The organism is Mesorhizobium sp. 113-3-9, from assembly GCF_016756515.1.
GTDB lineage: Bacteria > Pseudomonadota > Alphaproteobacteria > Rhizobiales > Rhizobiaceae > Mesorhizobium.
On sequence record NZ_AP023246.1, the window covers coordinates 3,665,426 to 3,681,943 of the forward strand.

Consider the following 16,518-nt stretch of genomic DNA (forward strand, 5'->3'; position numbering starts at 1 on the left):
GCTTGGCGCGTTCGGCCGCGCTCATATTGTTGGTCTTAGCAGCAGTTGCCGCTGGCCCGGCAAGTGCAGCCGGCGTGCTGGCCGGCTCCTGGGGCAATGATGTCGGCTGCGCCGGCGTGAAGGCCGGTTATCAGGACAGCGATGCCTATATCCTGCTGACCGCCGAGGGCATCGAGACCTATGGCAGCGGTTGCCGGTTCGAGCAGCAATTGACGACGGCGCCGGGCAAGCAATCGCTTGGTGCGACCTGTTCCGCCGAGGGCGAGGCGGGGACGACGATCGAAACAATCCTGGTCACCAACAAGGGACAGGACGGCTTCTTCGTCACCATTCCCGGCCTTGAGGAAATGGGACCGCTGCAATCATGTTCGTGATGTTTTGAGCATTGGAATCTGGGGGGATGGGCATGCGCGGTTTTGGTCTGTGTGTTGCGATGGTGATCGTTTTGGCTGCCGGTCAGGCTTTCGCGGCAGGCATCGATCTGTCGAAACCCTATGGCGACAAATATGGCTGCATCAACCGCAACGGCCAGGAAGTCGCCGCCGATCAGATGCTGCTTCTGACCGACAAGGAATTGATCACCGCCGCCAGCGCCTGCACGTTCACGAAGACGGAGGCGCAGGCTGATGGATCGCTGGTGGTGACAGCGACATGCGAGGCGGAAGGCGAAGACGGACAGGCACCGACGACGTTCACCATCAAGCGCAGTGCCAAGAACGCCAAGAAGCTGACGATCGCTGACGAAGATGGCAATGTGATGGGGGAAGTCGCGCGGTGCAAATGAAGGCGATCCCGTCGACCTCAGGCGACCAGCGCATCCAGTTCCGGCAGCAGGACGACGCTTTCCTGCTCGTTGGGATCGGTGCGGGCAATGACGGCCGAAGACGGGGCGTTGCTCAGATTGGCCGGCAAATGCGGCACGCCGGCAGGAATGTAGAAGAGGTCACCGGCCTTGACGACGATGTGATGCTCGAGCCGGTCGCCATACCAGGTGTGGACCTCGCCGGAGAGCACATAGATCGCCGTCTCATGGTTCTCGTGCAGATGCGCCTTGGCGCGGGCGCCGGGCGGCATGGTGAGCACGTGCATGCAGATGCCGGAGGAGCCGACCGATTGCGTGGCAATGCCGGCGAAATAGGTCAAACCCTGCTTGCCTTCATAAGTGCTTTCAGGGCGGATAAGATGACAAGTGGGTTTGGGCGACATCGGGGAACTCCGGGCGTCGATTTGAGTGGGACAAGACCAATGGGACTGGGCGAGTGGAAAACAACATCGCTATAAAAGCAATCGGAATCCGGACGGCGCCGCAGGGGCGGGAACAGGCAGGCGGCAGCCGATGACCGGAATTTCGCCAGCCGTCGTCGCGGCAAGCAAACTTGGCCTCACCTTCCAGACCAATGACGGACCGGTCCAGGCGCTGTCCAATGTCGACCTGACCATCGGCAAGGGAGAATTTGTCTCCTTCATCGGGCCGTCGGGTTGCGGCAAGACCACGCTGCTGCGCGTCATCGCCGACCTGGAGAAACCGACATCGGGGACGATTTCGGTCAACGGCATGACCGCGGAGCAGGCCCGCGGGAAGCGCGCCTATGGCTATGTCTTCCAGGCCGCCGCGCTGTTTCCGTGGCGCACGATCGAACGCAATGTCGCGCTGCCGCTGGAGATCATGGGCCTCTCCAGGGCGGAGCAGGCGGAGCGCATCAAGCGCACGCTCGACCTCGTCAACCTCTCGGGCTTCGAGAAGAAATACCCCTGGCAGCTTTCCGGCGGCATGCAGCAGCGCGCCTCGATCGCCCGTGCGCTCGCCTTCGACGCCGACCTCTTGTTGATGGACGAGCCATTCGGCGCGCTGGACGAGATCGTGCGCGACCACCTCAATGAGCAATTGCTGCAACTGTGGGCGCGCACCAACAAGACCATCTGCTTCGTCACCCACTCCATTCCGGAAGCCGTCTACCTCTCGACGCGCATCGTGGTCATGTCACCGCGCCCGGGGCGTGTCAGCGACATCATCGAATCGACACTGCCGAAGGAGCGGCCGCTCGACATCCGCGAAACGCCGGAGTTTCTGGCGATCGCCGCGCGCGTGCGCGATGGTCTGCGGGCAGGGCACAGCTATGATGATTGAGCGGGCTCAGGACGAGGTTCCTCCTCTCCCCACCGGGGAGAGGGTGGCCGGAGCGAAGCGGAGGTCGGGTGAGGGGGCGGCTATCCGTGTCTTCGTCATCCTAGGGCGGAGCAAGGAGCGAAGCGACGCGGCGCAGACCCTAGGATCCATGCCGTTACCTCTATGCTCCGCAACGGTCCTGAGCGTGGCTCCCTGCACCTCGCACCGTTTGGCGGGCATTCTCAGCCGCTTGCGCCCTTCGACCAACGTCACGGAATGGATCCTAGGGTCTGCGCAGGCCGCTTCGCGCCTGCTCCGCCCTAGGATGACGAAGGCGTGGTGGGCCGCTCGCGTTGCGCGGAGCGGTCGCCTCACCAGCGAGGCTCGCTAGATGGACTCCTTCCGCGACAAGCTCGTCCCTGTCACCTCGATCCTGGCCGGCGTGGTCGTGCTCTGGTACGTCATGGCCGTCGTCCTCAACGCGCCATTCCAGCGCGATCTCGACACTCGTGCCAACGAAACCCCCGGCGCGGTCGAATTCATCGGCAAGACGCTGTCGCAGCCGAAGCCGACCCTACCGGCGCCGCATCAGGTGGCGGTCAACTTCTTCGAAAACACGTTCCTGCGGCCCATCAATTCGAACCGCAGCCTCGTCTACAACGCCTGGGTGACATTGTCCTCGACGCTGCTCGGCTTTGCCTTCGGCACCGCGCTCGGCATCATCATCGCGGTCGGCATCGTGCATGTGGCGACGCTCGACCGCAGCCTGATGCCGTGGATCATCGCTTCGCAGACCATTCCGATCCTGGCGGTGGCGCCGATGATCATCGTCGTGCTGGCGGCGATCGGCATCACCGGCCTGATCCCGAAAGCGATGATCTCGACTTATCTGTCGTTCTTCCCGGTGACCGTCGGCATGGTGAAGGGGCTGCGCTCGCCCGAGATCATGCATCTCGACCTGATGCACACCTACAATGCCAGCCGTGCGCAGACCTTCTGGAAATTGCGTGTCCCAGCCTCGGTGCCGTTCCTGTTCACCTCGATGAAGGTGGCGGTGGCGGCGAGCCTGGTCGGCGCCATCGTCGGCGAACTGCCTACCGGTGCGGTCGCCGGCATTGGCGCCAAGCTGCTCGCCGGCGCCTATTACAGCCAGTCCATCGACATCTGGTCGGCGCTGGTCGCGGGTTCCATCGTGGCGGCACTTCTGGTCATGGTGGTCGGCATTGCCGGCCGCCTCGTCGACCGCGCCATGGGCGGGAGGCCGGCATGAACTGGCTGAAACCCTCCTGGCAAGCGGTGTTGGCGATCGTGCTCTGCCTGACAGCGATCGCCCTCGGCGCGATGTCGAAGCCGGAAGCGGCAGCGCTTGCGGACCCGACCACAAGCATCAACTACCCCTATCTCGGAACCAAGGGTTTGATGCTCGGCCTGGCGATCGTGGCGGCACTGATCTCGATGATCAGGATCCCTCCGCTTGCAGAGGCGGTCGTGCTGTTCATCGGCGCCCATCTCGTCGCCTGGCTGCTGATCTCGGGCATCGCGGGCTTCGAAGGCACGGCGCTGGCACCGTATTTCCTGCTGCTCACGGCCGCCTGGCTGCTTGGCTGGCGCTGCGTGGCGGTGCTGTCCAGCCTTCGTCCGATGAGGGGCTTGGCCCGCAACGCGCTGCGCCTGATCATCCCGGCTATATTCGGCGCCTGGATCCTGATCATCTGGGAAGCGGTGACGCGCGGCGCCGGCATTCCCTTCATCCTGTTGCCGCCGCCCAGCGCCATTGGCGTGCGTATCGCCAACTCCCTGCCGGTGCTCGGCGCCGATGTCCGGCAGACCATCTTCAAGGCGGTGCTCTTCGGCTATGTCGTCGGCAGCGGCGCCGGTTTCATCACCGCGATCCTCGCCGACCGCGTGCCGTTCCTGCGGCGTGGGCTCTTGCCGATCGGCAACATGGTCTCGGCGCTGCCGATCATCGGCGTGGCGCCGATCATGGTCATGTGGTTCGGCTTCGACTGGCAGTCCAAGGCGGCTGTCGTCATCATCATGACCTTCTTCCCGATGCTGGTGAACACGGTCGCCGGTCTGGCCGCCTCAGGCCATATGGAGCGCGACCTGATGCGTACCTATGCGTCGGGTTACTGGCCGACGCTGGTCAAGCTCAGGCTGCCGGCGGCGGCCCCCTTCATCTTCAACGCGCTGAAGATCAACTCGACGCTGGCGCTGATCGGCGCCATCGTCGCCGAGTTCTTCGGCACGCCCGTGGTCGGCATGGGCTTCCGCATCTCGACCGAGGTCGGGCGGATGAACATCGACATGGTCTGGGCCGAAATCGCAGTTGCAGCACTTGCGGGTTCGGTCTTTTATGGCGTGGTCGCTCTTGTCGAAAGAGCCGTCACGTTTTGGCATCCCTCTGTCCGTGGTGGATAGGGGCGGTGGGTTATAAGAGCACTAACTTCAGAGGGTAAAAGAATGAAAAAACTGATTATTCCCGTTCTGGCCGGCGCGATGTCGCTGGCCGCGTTCCAGGCAATGGCCGCCGACAAGGTGACGTTGCAGTTGAAATGGGTCACGCAGGCCCAGTTTGCCGGCTACTATGTCGCCAAGGCCAAAGGTTTCTATGAGGCCGAGGGTCTCGACGTCGACATCAAGCCGGGCGGCCCGGACATTGCGCCCGAGCAGGTGATCGCCGGCGGCGGCGCCGACGTCATCGTCGACTGGATGGGTGGTGCGCTGGCCGCGCGCGAAAAGGGCGTGCCGCTGGTCAACATAGCCCAGCCGTTCAAGAAGGCCGGCATGGAGCTGGTCTGCCCGAAGGACGGCCCGATCAAGACCGAAGCGGACTTCAAGGGCCACACGCTCGGTGTCTGGTTCTTCGGCAACGAGTATCCGTTCTACGCCTGGATGAACAAGCTCGGCCTCAAGACCGAAGGCGGCCCGGACGGCGTCACCGTCTTGAAGCAGAGCTTCGACGTGCAGCCGCTGATCCAGAAGCAGGCGGATTGCATCTCGGTCATGACCTATAACGAATACTGGCAGCTGATCGACGCCGGCTATAAGCCGGAACAGCTCACCGTGTTCAACTACTCGGCCATGGGCAACGACCTGCTCGAGGACGGGCTCTATGCCTCGGAAGACAAGCTCAAGGACCCGGCCTTCGAGGACAAGATGGTGCGTTTCGTGCGCGCCTCGATGAAGGGCTGGAAATACGCCGTCGACAACAATGACGAAGCCGCCGGCATCGTCATGGACGGCGGCGGCCAGGACGAGAACCACCAGAAGCGGATGATGAGCGAAGTCGCCAAGCTGATCGACAATGCCGACGGCAAGCTCGATCCGGCTACCTACGAGCGCACCGCCAAGGCGCTGCTCGACCAGAAGATCATCACCAAGGAGCCGACCGGCGCCTACACCACCGCCATCACCGACAAGGCGATCAAGTAAACCTTGCAGAGCGTGATCCCGCAAAGGTCATGCTCACAGCGTAAAATGGAACGGCGCCCTCAGAGGCGCCGTTCCTTTATGGTGTTCATGACGAAGCTGGTCTCGATCGAGGCGACGCATTTCAGCCGCGCGATCTTCTCCTTGATGAAGCGTTCATACTGTTCGAGGCTTCCCGTCACCACCTTCAGCACATAGTCGCGCGAACCGGTGACGAGATGGCATTCCAGCACCTCTTCCCAGCCGCGGATCGCGTCCTCGAACATGACGATCTCGTCCTCGTTCTGCCGGCTGAGCCGGATGGTGGCGATGGCGACCATGCTCCAGCCGAAGGCGGCGGGGTCGACCAGCGTGGTATAGCCCCTGATGACGCCGTTCTCCTCCAGCCGCCGCACGCGCCTGAGGCAAGGCGACGGCGACAGGCCGATGCGCTCGGCAAGCTCGTTGTTGGTGATGCGGGCATCCGCCCGCAATTCCCTGAGAATCCTGAGGTCGAAGTCGTCGGCTATCTTCTGCTGCACTTTCGCTCTCTCGCGGCAATTTATTGCCGACATGCAGCCATGCGAGCCCAAGAATAGCAAGGACTGGCTGATCGGGATCGCATAAGTTGCGGCGGAATACCCCTCGAAAAGCAGGAAAAGCCATGACCGCGCCGCGTCCGTCGAAAACCCATATCGGCAACCACAAGCTCCATCCGGAGACGCTGATGCTGAGCTACGGCTTCGATCCGCAGCTTTCGGAGGGCGCGGTCAAGCCGCCGGTGTTCCTGACCTCGACCTTCGTGTTCAAATCGGCGGAAGAGGGACGCGACTTCTTCGACTACACGTCCGGCCGCAAGGAGCCGCCGAGCGGCACGGCGTCGGGTCTGGTCTATTCGCGCTTCAACCATCCCAACAGCGAGATCGTCGAGGACCGGCTGGCGGTCTATGAGGGGACGGATGCCTGCATCCTGTTTTCATCCGGCATGTCGGCGATCGCCACCACGCTGCTCGCCTATGCCCGCCCGGGCGATGTCATCCTGCATTCGCAGCCGCTCTATGGCGGCACCGAGACGCTGTTGACGCGCACGCTTGCCGGATTCGGCATCGGCGCCGTCGGCTTTGCCGACGGTGTTGACGAGAAAGCGGTGCGCACAGCCGCCGATGCCGCGGTGGCGAAGGGGCGCGTGTCGGTCATCCTGATCGAGACGCCGTCGAACCCTACCAACAGCCTTGTCGACATTGCGCTGATCACGACGATCGCCGACGAGATCGGCGCCAGGCAGGGCTCAAGGCCGATCATCGTCTGCGACAACACGCTGCTCGGCCCGGTGTTCCAGCGGCCGATCGAGCACGGCGCCGACGTCTCGGTCTATTCGCTGACCAAATATGTCGGCGGCCATTCCGACCTGATCGCGGGCGCGGCCATGGGCAGCAAGGCGGTCACCAAGCCGATCAAGGCGCTGCGCGGCGCGATCGGCACGCAGCTCGACCCGCATTCCTGCTGGATGCTCGGCCGTTCGCTGGAGACGCTGTCGATCCGCATGGAGCGGGCCAACGACAATGCGCGCCTGGTCGCCGAATTCCTGCGTGACCACGCCAAGGTCGAGAAGGTGCATTATCTGCCGTTCCTGGGCGAGGACACGCCAGCTGGCCGCACTTACAGGGCGCAATGCAGCGGCGCCGGCTCGACCTTCTCCTTCGACATCAAGGGCGGTGAGAAGGCGGCTTTCGCCTTCCTCAACGCCCTGCAGATATTCAAGCTGGCGGTAAGCCTCGGCGGCACGGAGTCGCTCGCCAGCCACCCGGCGGCGATGACCCACTCCGGCATTCCCCTCGACGTGCGCCAGCGCATCGGCGTGCTCGAGACCACGGTCAGGCTGTCGATTGGCGTCGAACATCCCGACGATCTGATCGCCGATCTGACGCAGGCGTTGGCGGCGGTCTGACGACTCTCTGGCGACTGAAGGGGCGGGCGATCGCCCCTTTTGCTGCTTTCCGGTCACAAAACCGTGTGCAGGGAAACATTGCGCCGCCCAGCCGTTGCGGTTGAGCATGCGCGCGACGGGGAGCCGCGACGCATGCGACAGCCACGGAGGTCCTTAATGCGCACATATTCCATCTTGCCGGTACTTTCGGCGTTGGCCATTTCGACCGCTTTCGTCTTCGCATCCCCGGCCATGGCCGAGGTGGTGAAGTACAAGGCGACGCTCGACGGCAGCCAACAGAGCCCGCCCGTAACCACCAAGGGCAAGGGCACCGCCACCCTCACATTCGACACCACCAAGAAGAAGCTCAGCTGGGACGTGAAATATTCCGGCCTCAGCGGACCGGCGACGGCAGCGCATATTCACGGCCCAGCGGCGATGGGTGCGAATGCCGCTCCCGTCATCCCGTTCAAAGGCAAGCTCAAGAGCCCGATCAAGGGGTCCGCAACGCTGACGGACGCTCAGGCTGCCGACCTGGCGGCTGGCAACTATTATGTCAACGTCCACACCGCCGCCAACAAGGACGGCGAGATCCGCGGCCAGATCGAGGCAGCGAAATAGCGCAGCGCTTCGGCAAAAGGGGCTGCCGCCCCTTTTGAATCACGCCTTGTCGCGGATCTGAGTGAGCGTGCGGGTCGGCGTGATTGCTTCCGGATCGAGCCTGATTTCAACGATCGCCGGCTTGCCGCTGGCGCGCGCTCGCTCGAAGGCGGGCGCGAAATCGGCTGTCTTCTCGACTGTCTCGCCATGGCCGCCATAGGCACGGGCCAGCGATGCGAAATCGGGGTTCTTGAGGCCGGTGCCGACGACACGGCCGGGATATTCGCGCTCCTGGTGCATGCGGATCGTGCCGTAGATGCCGTTGTTGACGACGATGACGATGATCGGCAGGTCATACTGCACGGCGGTGGCGAATTCCTGGCCGTTCATCAGGAAGCAGCCGTCGCCGGCAAAGGCGATCACGGTGCGCTCCGGGAATAGCGCCTTGGCGGCGACCGCGGCCGGGGTGCCATAGCCCATCGAACCCGATGTCGGCGCGGCTTGTGTGCCGAAGCGGCGGGAGCGGTGGAAGCGATGCACCCAGGTGGCGTAGTTGCCGGCGCCGTTGGTAAGGATGGCGTCGTCGGGAAGTACCTTCTCCAGATAATTCATGATCGGTCCCATCTGGACCGGGCCGGGGCCGGTTTCCGGTGGTGTCGACCAGTCGAGATAGGCGGCGTGCAGTTTCGCCGGCTCTTCGTTCCAGCCTGGGGTCGCAGCCGGTTTGCGCCTGGCGAAAGCCTCGACGAAAGCCGAGGGCGAGGCGTTGATCGCCAGCGTCGGCCGGTAGACGCGGCCGAGCTCGCCGGCATCGGCGTGAACATGAACCAGCGCCTGGTCGGGGTAGGGGCTTTTCAGCAGCGTATAGTCGGAAGACGGCATTTCGCCCATGCGGCCGCCGATCAGCAGCACGAGGTCGGCCTGTTTGATGGCGTTGGCCAGTTTCGGATTGATGCCGATGCCGACATCGCCGGCATAGTTCGGGTGCAGATGGTCGAACAGCATCTGGCGTCGGAAGGAACAGCCGACCGGCAGCGACCATGTCTCTGATATGGCGCGCATGTGCGCCACCGCTTCCTCGTTCCAGCGCGTGCCGCCGAGGATGACGAACGGGCGCTTGGCGCCGGCAAGCAGCATCTCCAGCGCGTCCAGCTCGGCCGCGCCGGGGTATGTCTCGACCGGCGTATTGGGAAGTGCGTCCGGCGCCTCGACCACGCTGGTCAGCATGTCCTCGGGCAACGAGATGACCACCGGGCCGGGACGCCCCGATGTCGCCACGGCGAAAGCACGGGTGACGAATTCCGGGATGCGCGAGGCATCATCGATCTCGACCACCCATTTGGCGATGTCGCCGAAGAACCTGACATAATCCACCTCCTGGAAAGCCTCGCGCTCCTTGGCGTGGCTGGCGACCTGGCCGATGAACAGGATGAGCGGCACCGAATCCTGCATGGCGATGTGGATACCGGCCGAGGCGTTGGTGGCGCCGGGGCCACGGGTGACGAAGCAGATGCCCGGCTTGCCGGTCAGCCTGCCCTGGCAGTCCGCCATCATCGCGGCGCCACCTTCCTGGCGGCAGACGATGGTGCGGATCGCCGAGTCGTGCAGCGCGTCGAGCACCGCGAGATAGGATTCGCCCGGCACGCAGAAGATACGGTCGGTGCCGTTCGCTTCCAGCGCGTCGACGATCAGTTGTCCACCGGTCTTCATTTGCCTGATCTCTCCAGCTCAGCGAGGATTTCGTCGGTATGTTCGCCTAGGCGCGGCGAAGGGCGTTCATAGACCAGCGGCGTGCCCGACATCACCATCGGCGCGCGCACGGAAGGCAAGCGGTTGCCATGGCCGTCGTCGAGGTCGAGCCGCATGCCGCGCGCGATCGTCTGCGGGTCGGCGAACATCTGGCCGATCGTGTTGATCGGGCTCGCCGGCACGCCGGCGGCTTCGAGCTTTGCCAGCAGCGGATCGCGATCAAGGATGCTCAGCGCCTCGACGACGCGTTCGCGCAGCTTGACCCGGTTGGCGACTCGGGCGGGGTTGGTAGCGAAATCGGGACTGGCGGGCAGATCGTCCAGCCCGACGGCGGCGCAGAATTTCTGGAACTGACCGTCATTGCCGACCGCCAGGATGATGTGGCCGTCACGGACCGGCACCACCTCGTAAGGCGCGATGTTCATATGCGCATTGCCCATCTGCACCGGCGATTTGCCGGAGACGAGATAGTTGAGGTTCTGATTTCCGAGCGCCGAGATCTGCGTGTCGAACAGCGCCATGTCGATGTGCTGGCCTTGGCCGGTCTGGTCGGCGTGCCGCAGCGCGGCCTGGATGGCGATGACCGAATAAAGCCCGGTGAAGATGTCCGAGATGGCGACGCCGGCCTTTTGCGGCTCACGGCCGGGCTCGCCGGTGATCGACATCATGCCGGCCATGGCCTGGATGATGAAGTCGTAGCCGGCGCGTGGCGCATACGGACCGTCCTGGCCAAACCCGGTGATCGAGCAATAGACGAGGCGGGGGTTGATCTGGCGCAGGCTGTCATGGTCGAGCCCGTATTTCCTGAGCCCGCCGAGCTTGAAATTCTCGATCAGCACATCCGATGTGGCGACCAGCCGGCGAACGGTTTCCGCACCCTCAGGCGTCGAAAAGTCGATGGCGATGGAGCGCTTGCCGCGATTGCAGGAATGGTAATAGGCGGCCGACAGGTTCTCGCCGTCATGGCTCATGACGAAGGGCGGGCCCCATTTGCGGGTGTCGTCGCCGCCGTCGGGGCTTTCGACCTTGATGACATCGGCGCCGAGATCGGCAAGCAACTGTCCAGCCCAGGGGCCGGCCAGGATGCGGGCGAGTTCGATGACGCGGACGCCTTTCAGCGGGGGTTCAGCCATAAATCACCATGGATTGCCGCAATCACCGTGATTGCTGCGAAAGCAGAGGCTCTACCAAGCCCGGCAAGGGCTGTCACGGCCCTTGCAATAGGCCAATCCGTCACGCCTTCAGGGCACCGTCGGCCCAAGCGGCGAAATCGTCCATGATGATGTCGCGATTCACCTCGTTCAGGCTTTCGTGGCGGGTGTCGGCGTAAACCTCTGAAACGAGATTCGAAAAGCCCATCCTGAGCATGCGGTTGGCAAGGTGGGTGATGCCCTTGCCGTAGTCCGAAGCGGGGTCTTTCTCGCCGCCAACGATGGCGACCGGAAGGTCGCGCCGCACGCTCGTGAACCCGGCATCCTTGCCGCCGTTCATCGCCATCGAGACCACGTCGTGCCACATCGACACCGAGGCGTCCCAGCCGCACAGCGGATCGGCGATGTATTTCGCTACCTCCGCCTCGTCGCGCGACAACCAGTCGAACAGCGTGCGGTGGTTGGGCACTGCCTTGCCCCAGGCCTGGAAGGTGAGTTTCGGCAGCAGGCGTGATGGAACGTCGGAGCCCAGCCGCATCCGTTCCCAGGCAAGGATGCCGAGCGCTACCTGCCCAAGCCGCCCTTGCGAGAAATTGCCGTTCCAGATCGCGGCGGCATGGACACGCGGCGAGTGGCTCAAAAGGTAGTTCAGCGCTATCGACGCGCCCATCGAATGACCGAAAAGGATGACCGGCAGATCAGGGCATTCGCTGGCGATCAGGTCATGGATGGCATCGACGTCGGCGATCACCTTGGCCTGGCCATCCTTGTCGGCGAATTTGCCGAGCGGCGCGTCGGGCGCCTTGGTCACGCCATGGCCGCGATGGTCGTGGACATAGACGTGGAAGCCGCGCGCGGCCAGGAAATCGGTGAAACCGGCATAACGCGCGGCGTGTTCGGCCAGTCCATGATTGATCTGGACGACGGCACGTGGCCGGCCGTCGGCATGCCTGACGAGGAGATTGAGATCGGCGCCGGTCGGTGAGCGGACCATGCGTTGTTGACTGAAAGGCATGGCCGCCTGCTCTCGCCCCCATTTATCGTTGTTGGTTTTGTTTGCGCCGGCGCCGGTTTCGCGTCAATCCACAGCAACTGCTTTTGCGCGACGATGTTTCTTGCGTTTGGCCAGCAAAACATCGCAATTCTGACATGGAGACAGCTTCAGTCTGTCGCCCACTTTCTTCAGCCGGGGATTCTCATGCGCATTGGTGTTGTTTTCGGATTGGCCATGCTGGCGGTGTCGCTGGCCGGCGCGGCGCATGCCGACGTCAAGATGAGCGGCACTTTTGTCGCCGACGCTGCCTGTCCGGCAACGCAAGCCATCAAGAACAGCAAGAATCCCGGCAATGTCTCGACCGATGCCGGACAGAGCTACCAGCTGCTGGCCGGCAACAAGGACGCACCGACACATTATCTGATCCTGGTGCCGGGCGCCGATCCGGAGCGCCGCTGGGTGAAGGTCAGTTGCGGCCATCTGTCGGGCAGCAGTGCGGCGACGGTGCCGGCGGCACCTGGCGGACAAGGCAAGCTCGCCGCCTCTGGCAAACCCGAATATGTCTTCGCGCTGAGCTGGCAGCCGGCTTTTTGCGAGACCAAGTCGAACAAGACCGAATGCAAGGCGCAAAACCCGAACGAGTTCGATGCCACCAATTTCACCCTGCACGGCCTGTGGCCGCAGCCGAACGGCAATTTCTATTGCCAGGTGGCGGCCAACGACAAGGCCAACGACAATCCGGCTCACTGGAAGGACCTGCCGCCGGTCAATCTGGACGCCGGCACCCGCAAGGAGCTCGATCAGGTGATGCCGGGCACGGCCTCCCAACTGGAGCGGCATGAGTGGATCAAGCACGGCACCTGCTACGGCAAGAGCCAGCAGGAGTATTTTGCGGATGCGCTCAGCCTGATGCGGGAGGTCAACAGCTCGCCGGTGCGCGATCTCTTCGTCAAGAACATTGGCGGCAAACTGACGGCGGACCAGATCCGTGGCGCCTTCGACACCGCGTTCGGCGCCGGGGCAGGCGACCGCGTGCGGGTGTCCTGCGTCATCGATCCCACCAGCGGCCGGCGGCTGATCGGCGAACTGACGCTTGGCCTTGCCGGCCCGATCGGCCCGAACGCTTCGCTCAAGGACCTGCTGCTGGCCTCGGTGCCGACCAACAAGGCCGGTTGCCCGACCGGCACCGTCGACGCGATCGGGTTCCAGTAAGCACGCCGCGGCTTCGGGTACGCGCTCGAACGGCTGTCGCCTGCCCGTGAAGCACGGCGCTGATGGCCGGCGATCGCGTTGATGACGGCCCTGATGCTGACGAGCATTCGGCGCCAGAGAAAATCCCGGACCGGCGCTACAATTGCCCCGACTTGGTCCAGGCGACCGCCATATCGGCCTCAGGGCCGCCTGGCTCGCCGACGACGCGATCGCGCCCGGTCGACTTCGCCTTGTAGAGGCGCTGGTCGGCGAGCGCGAACAGATCGGCAAGGCAGCGGGTCGTTTCGCTGACGGTTGAAACGCCGGCGCTGACGGTCAGCTCGAAGCGGCTGGTGACGGCCGACGCCTTGACCGCGTAGCGGATGCTTTCGCCAAACAGCCTGGCGACCGAATGCGGACGCGAACTCAGGACGGCGAATTCCTCGCCGCCGATCCGGAACACCTGGTCTTCGGCGCTGGCCACCTCGCGAAGCAGGGTCGCAACCGCCTTCAGCACCTTGTCGCCCTCGGCATGGCCGAAACGGTCGTTGATCGACTTGAAATGGTCGACATCGATGATCAGCAGGCTGAGGGGCCTCGCCGTGCGCAGGCTGACCTCGACCGCGGCTTCCCCGTCAGCGTCGAAGCGGCCGCGATGCAGCAGGCCGGTCAGGCCGTCGCGGCCGACATGCTCGACCAGTGCTTCGTAGCGCTCGCGGTATGTCAGGGTTTGGAAAATGTCGGTCAGTCCGCGCGGCAGCGGAATGTCGCGCTCCTCGAACCATCTCAGGTAAGCCACGAGCATGCCGCTGAACGCAAGGGCCGCGGCCATCTTGGCGAACCAGCCGCCGAAGAAGACATCGATCGGCGCGCCGGCAACGAAATGCAGCGCGGTGAAGAAACCCGCCTGGTCGAAGGTCAGCACGCAGGCGACGCAAATCAGGATGCGCGCGAACTGCGCCTGGCGCAGGTGCCGGCCAAGCTTTTCATAGATCAGGATGAGCAGGATGGCGTCTATGAACAGCAGCGTCGTGCCCCACACCATCAGCCAGCCCATCTCGTCGATGAAGCCGATGTCGGGCAGCCGGCCGTCAGGCAGCGGCGCGATGGCGTGCAGGCGCAAGAGCAGCACCAGCCCGATCATCAGCCCATTGCCGAGCAGCAGGCCGTAGATCGGCTGGCGTACGGTGGCCGCGTCCTCCTTCATGTAGAGCAGGAGGAGCATCACCAGCTTGCCCGAAAACAGCACCGCCGAGCCCGGCGAAACCATGCCGAACGGCAAGGCGACATAAAAGACGCTGGCAAGATAGGTTTCCAGGAAGTGCATGACGCCGAGCGCGCAGACGAAGACGCCCAGACCAATGCGCTTCCTGAAGCGGAAAAGCGTCACCATGACGCTGAAGTAGACGATCGCTTCGGCAAGGAGCAGGAAACTGTTCAACAATGCCGTCGATCCGCTCTCTTTCCAGGAAACGCCGTGAGCCAGCGATTCCACCCCGATCCTGTTTTGACGCTGAAGGGTTAACCGGAGCTTTCAGCGGCTTCGTTGCCGATGGAAATCTTCAGGAGGCGGCGCGCACTTGTCCGTGTGGTCGGCTTGATCTGGCAAAAGCGATTGCCGTTCGCCGCCGCATCGCCTACATAGCGGCCAACCTCCATTCAAATCGACAATTCAGTCAGGTTCAGGGAAAGCGCGCGTGGCACGCCAGTTCATCTATCACATGTCCGGCCTGTCGAAGGCCTATGGCACCAAGAAGGTGCTCGATAACGTTCATCTGTCCTTCTACCCGGACGCCAAGATCGGCATTCTCGGGCCGAACGGCTCGGGTAAGTCGACGATCCTGCGCATCATGGCCGGGCTGGACAAGGAGTTTCAGGGCGAGGCGTGGTTGGCCGAGGGCGCGACAGTCGGCTACCTCCCGCAGGAGCCGCATCTCGACCCCAAGAAGACCGTGATGGAAAACGTCATGGAAGGCGTCGCACGGAAGACGGCCATCATCGAACGCTACAACGAGCTGATGATGAACTATTCCGACGAGACGGCCGACGAGTCCGGCAAGCTCCAGGACGAGATGGACAGGCTGAACCTGTGGGATCTCGAGCAGCAGGTCGAGATGGCGATGGACGCGCTGCAGTGTCCGCCAGGCGATTCCGAAGTGACCAACCTGTCGGGCGGCGAGCGCCGTCGTGTGGCGCTTTGCCAGCTTCTGTTGCGCCAGCCGGACCTGTTGCTGCTCGACGAACCGACCAACCATCTCGACGCCGAGACCACGGCGTGGCTGGAAAAGCACCTGCGCGACTATCCGGGCTCGGTGCTGATCATCACCCACGACCGCTACTTCCTCGACAATGTCACCGGCTGGATCCTCGAACTCGATCGCGGCCGCGGCATTCCCTACGAAGGCAACTACACCAAATATCTCGACGCCAAGGCCAAGCGCCTGATCCAGGAAGGCCGCGAGGACGACGCTCGCCAGAAGTCGATCTGGCGCGAGCGCGAATGGATCCAGTCCTCGCCGAAGGCTCGTCAGACCAAGTCGAAGGCGCGTATCAAGGCCTATGAGGAACTGGTCGAGCAGTCGCAGAACCGCAAGCCGACCGACACGCAGATCGTCATTCCCTCGAGCGAGCGTCTCGGCAATGTGGTCATCGAGGTCGAAGGCCTCAACAAGGGCTTTGGCGACGAGCTCCTGATCGAGAACCTGTCGTTCCGGCTGCCGCCGGGCGGCATCGTCGGCGTCATCGGCCCGAACGGCGCCGGCAAGACGACGCTGTTCAAGACCTTCACCGGCCAGGAAAAGCCGGATGCGGGCACCGTGCGCATCGGCGAGACGGTCAAGCTGGGCTATGTCGACCAGAGCCGCGATGCACTGGATGGGAACAAGACCGTCTGGGAAGAAATCTCCGGCGGCGCCGAAATCATCAAGCTCGGCAAGCACGAGATCAACAGCCGCGCCTATTGCTCGTCCTTCAACTTCCGTGGCGGCGACCAGCAGCAGAAGGTCGGCAACCTCTCCGGCGGCCAGCGCAACCGCGTGCATCTGGCCAAGATGCTGAAGAATGGCGGCAATGTCCTGCTGCTCGACGAACCGACCAACGACCTCGACACCGAAACGCTGGGAGCGCTGGAAGACGCGCTCGAAGCCTATGCCGGCTGCGCCGTCATCATCAGCCACGATCGCATGTTCCTCGACCGCATGGCGACCCACATGCTGGCCTTCGAAGGCGACGCGCATGTCGAGTGGTTCGAAGGCAATTTCGAGGAATATGAGAAGGACAAGCTGCGGCGCCTGGGCGCCGAAGCGGCGGCCCCGCACCGCATGACGCACAAGCGGCTGACGCGGTAGGGGATCATAGGGGCGGCGAATTCTCAAACCATATGAGGAGT

At 63.5% G+C, this 16,518-nt stretch carries 16 protein-coding genes; 10 read left to right on the forward strand and 6 right to left on the reverse strand.

The window, feature by feature from the left end; all coding sequences use genetic code 11:
* The first annotated feature begins 2 nt into the window (after positions 1–2).
* Both MesoLj_RS17790 and MesoLj_RS17795 read left to right on the forward strand, forming a co-directional pair.
* Positions 3–374, forward strand: coding sequence for a hypothetical protein (locus tag MesoLj_RS17790; RefSeq protein ID WP_202326943.1), 372 nt, complete (start codon positions 3–5; stop codon positions 372–374).
* Between the two features lie 32 nt (positions 375–406).
* Positions 407–784, forward strand: coding sequence for a hypothetical protein (locus tag MesoLj_RS17795; protein WP_202326945.1), 378 nt, complete (start codon positions 407–409; stop codon positions 782–784).
* 17 nt (positions 785–801) lie between these two features.
* On the opposite strand, the gene MesoLj_RS17800 is transcribed toward MesoLj_RS17795, so the two are convergent.
* Positions 802–1,206: a cupin domain-containing protein gene (locus tag MesoLj_RS17800; protein ID WP_202326947.1), complete on the reverse strand. Its 405-nt coding sequence runs from the start codon at positions 1,204–1,206 to the stop codon at positions 802–804.
* 130 nt (positions 1,207–1,336) lie between these two features.
* Here MesoLj_RS17800 and MesoLj_RS17805 point away from each other — a divergent pair, with 130 nt between their 5' ends.
* From MesoLj_RS17805 to MesoLj_RS17820, 4 genes are all read left to right on the forward strand, one after another.
* Positions 1,337–2,128, forward strand: a complete 792-nt coding sequence (locus MesoLj_RS17805) for an ABC transporter ATP-binding protein (RefSeq protein WP_202326948.1) — start codon at positions 1,337–1,339, stop codon at positions 2,126–2,128.
* A gap of 370 nt (positions 2,129–2,498) precedes the next feature.
* Positions 2,499–3,377 carry an ABC transporter permease gene (locus tag MesoLj_RS17810; RefSeq protein ID WP_202326949.1) on the forward strand — a complete coding sequence of 293 codons (879 nt, stop codon included), beginning with the start codon at positions 2,499–2,501 and terminating at the stop codon, positions 3,375–3,377.
* Complete coding sequence (locus MesoLj_RS17815; RefSeq protein ID WP_202326950.1) at positions 3,374–4,528, forward strand: ABC transporter permease; 1,155 nt, start codon at positions 3,374–3,376, stop codon at positions 4,526–4,528. The genes MesoLj_RS17810 and MesoLj_RS17815 overlap by 4 nt, the downstream gene beginning before the upstream one ends.
* A gap of 42 nt (positions 4,529–4,570) precedes the next feature.
* On the forward strand, positions 4,571–5,542 hold the full coding sequence (locus tag MesoLj_RS17820; RefSeq protein WP_140775754.1) for an ABC transporter substrate-binding protein: 972 nt from the start codon (positions 4,571–4,573) through the stop codon (positions 5,540–5,542).
* Between the two features lie 59 nt (positions 5,543–5,601).
* Here MesoLj_RS17820 and MesoLj_RS17825 read toward each other — a convergent pair whose 3' ends face one another.
* Positions 5,602–6,060, reverse strand: a complete 459-nt coding sequence (locus MesoLj_RS17825; RefSeq protein ID WP_202326951.1) for an Lrp/AsnC family transcriptional regulator — start codon at positions 6,058–6,060, stop codon at positions 5,602–5,604.
* Positions 6,061–6,182: 122 nt separating this feature from the next.
* On the opposite strand from MesoLj_RS17825, the gene MesoLj_RS17830 reads away from it, so the two are divergent.
* Complete coding sequence (locus MesoLj_RS17830; RefSeq protein WP_202326952.1) at positions 6,183–7,466, forward strand: cystathionine gamma-synthase family protein; 1,284 nt, start codon at positions 6,183–6,185, stop codon at positions 7,464–7,466.
* 156 nt (positions 7,467–7,622) lie between these two features.
* Positions 7,623–8,066 carry a CHRD domain-containing protein gene (locus tag MesoLj_RS17835; RefSeq protein ID WP_140775757.1) on the forward strand — a complete coding sequence of 148 codons (444 nt, stop codon included), beginning with the start codon at positions 7,623–7,625 and terminating at the stop codon, positions 8,064–8,066.
* Positions 8,067–8,105: 39 nt separating this feature from the next.
* Here the strand turns inward: MesoLj_RS17835 and MesoLj_RS17840 are convergent, their stop codons facing one another.
* From MesoLj_RS17840 to MesoLj_RS17850, 3 genes are all read right to left on the reverse strand, one after another.
* Positions 8,106–9,755 (reverse strand): thiamine pyrophosphate-binding protein, encoded by a 1,650-nt coding sequence (locus MesoLj_RS17840; protein WP_202326953.1) that lies wholly within the window; start codon positions 9,753–9,755, stop codon positions 8,106–8,108.
* Positions 9,752–10,927 (reverse strand): CaiB/BaiF CoA transferase family protein, encoded by a 1,176-nt coding sequence (locus MesoLj_RS17845; protein ID WP_202326955.1) that lies wholly within the window; start codon positions 10,925–10,927, stop codon positions 9,752–9,754. The genes MesoLj_RS17840 and MesoLj_RS17845 overlap by 4 nt, the downstream gene beginning before the upstream one ends.
* 100 nt (positions 10,928–11,027) lie before the next feature.
* Positions 11,028–11,960: an alpha/beta fold hydrolase gene (locus MesoLj_RS17850; RefSeq protein ID WP_202326957.1), complete on the reverse strand. Its 933-nt coding sequence runs from the start codon at positions 11,958–11,960 to the stop codon at positions 11,028–11,030.
* Between the two features lie 183 nt (positions 11,961–12,143).
* Between MesoLj_RS17850 and MesoLj_RS17855 the strand changes: the two genes are divergently transcribed.
* A complete protein-coding gene (locus MesoLj_RS17855) occupies positions 12,144–13,151 on the forward strand; it encodes a ribonuclease T2 family protein (RefSeq protein WP_140775761.1) in 1,008 nt (335 codons plus the stop codon).
* Between the two features lie 136 nt (positions 13,152–13,287).
* On the opposite strand, the gene MesoLj_RS17860 is transcribed toward MesoLj_RS17855, so the two are convergent.
* Complete coding sequence (locus MesoLj_RS17860) at positions 13,288–14,574, reverse strand: GGDEF domain-containing protein (protein WP_202326959.1); 1,287 nt, start codon at positions 14,572–14,574, stop codon at positions 13,288–13,290.
* A 253-nt stretch (positions 14,575–14,827) separates the two neighbouring features.
* On the opposite strand from MesoLj_RS17860, the gene ettA reads away from it, so the two are divergent.
* A complete protein-coding gene (gene ettA, locus MesoLj_RS17865; RefSeq protein WP_140775762.1) occupies positions 14,828–16,477 on the forward strand; it encodes an energy-dependent translational throttle protein EttA in 1,650 nt (549 codons plus the stop codon).
* The last annotated feature ends 41 nt before the right edge of the window (positions 16,478–16,518 follow it).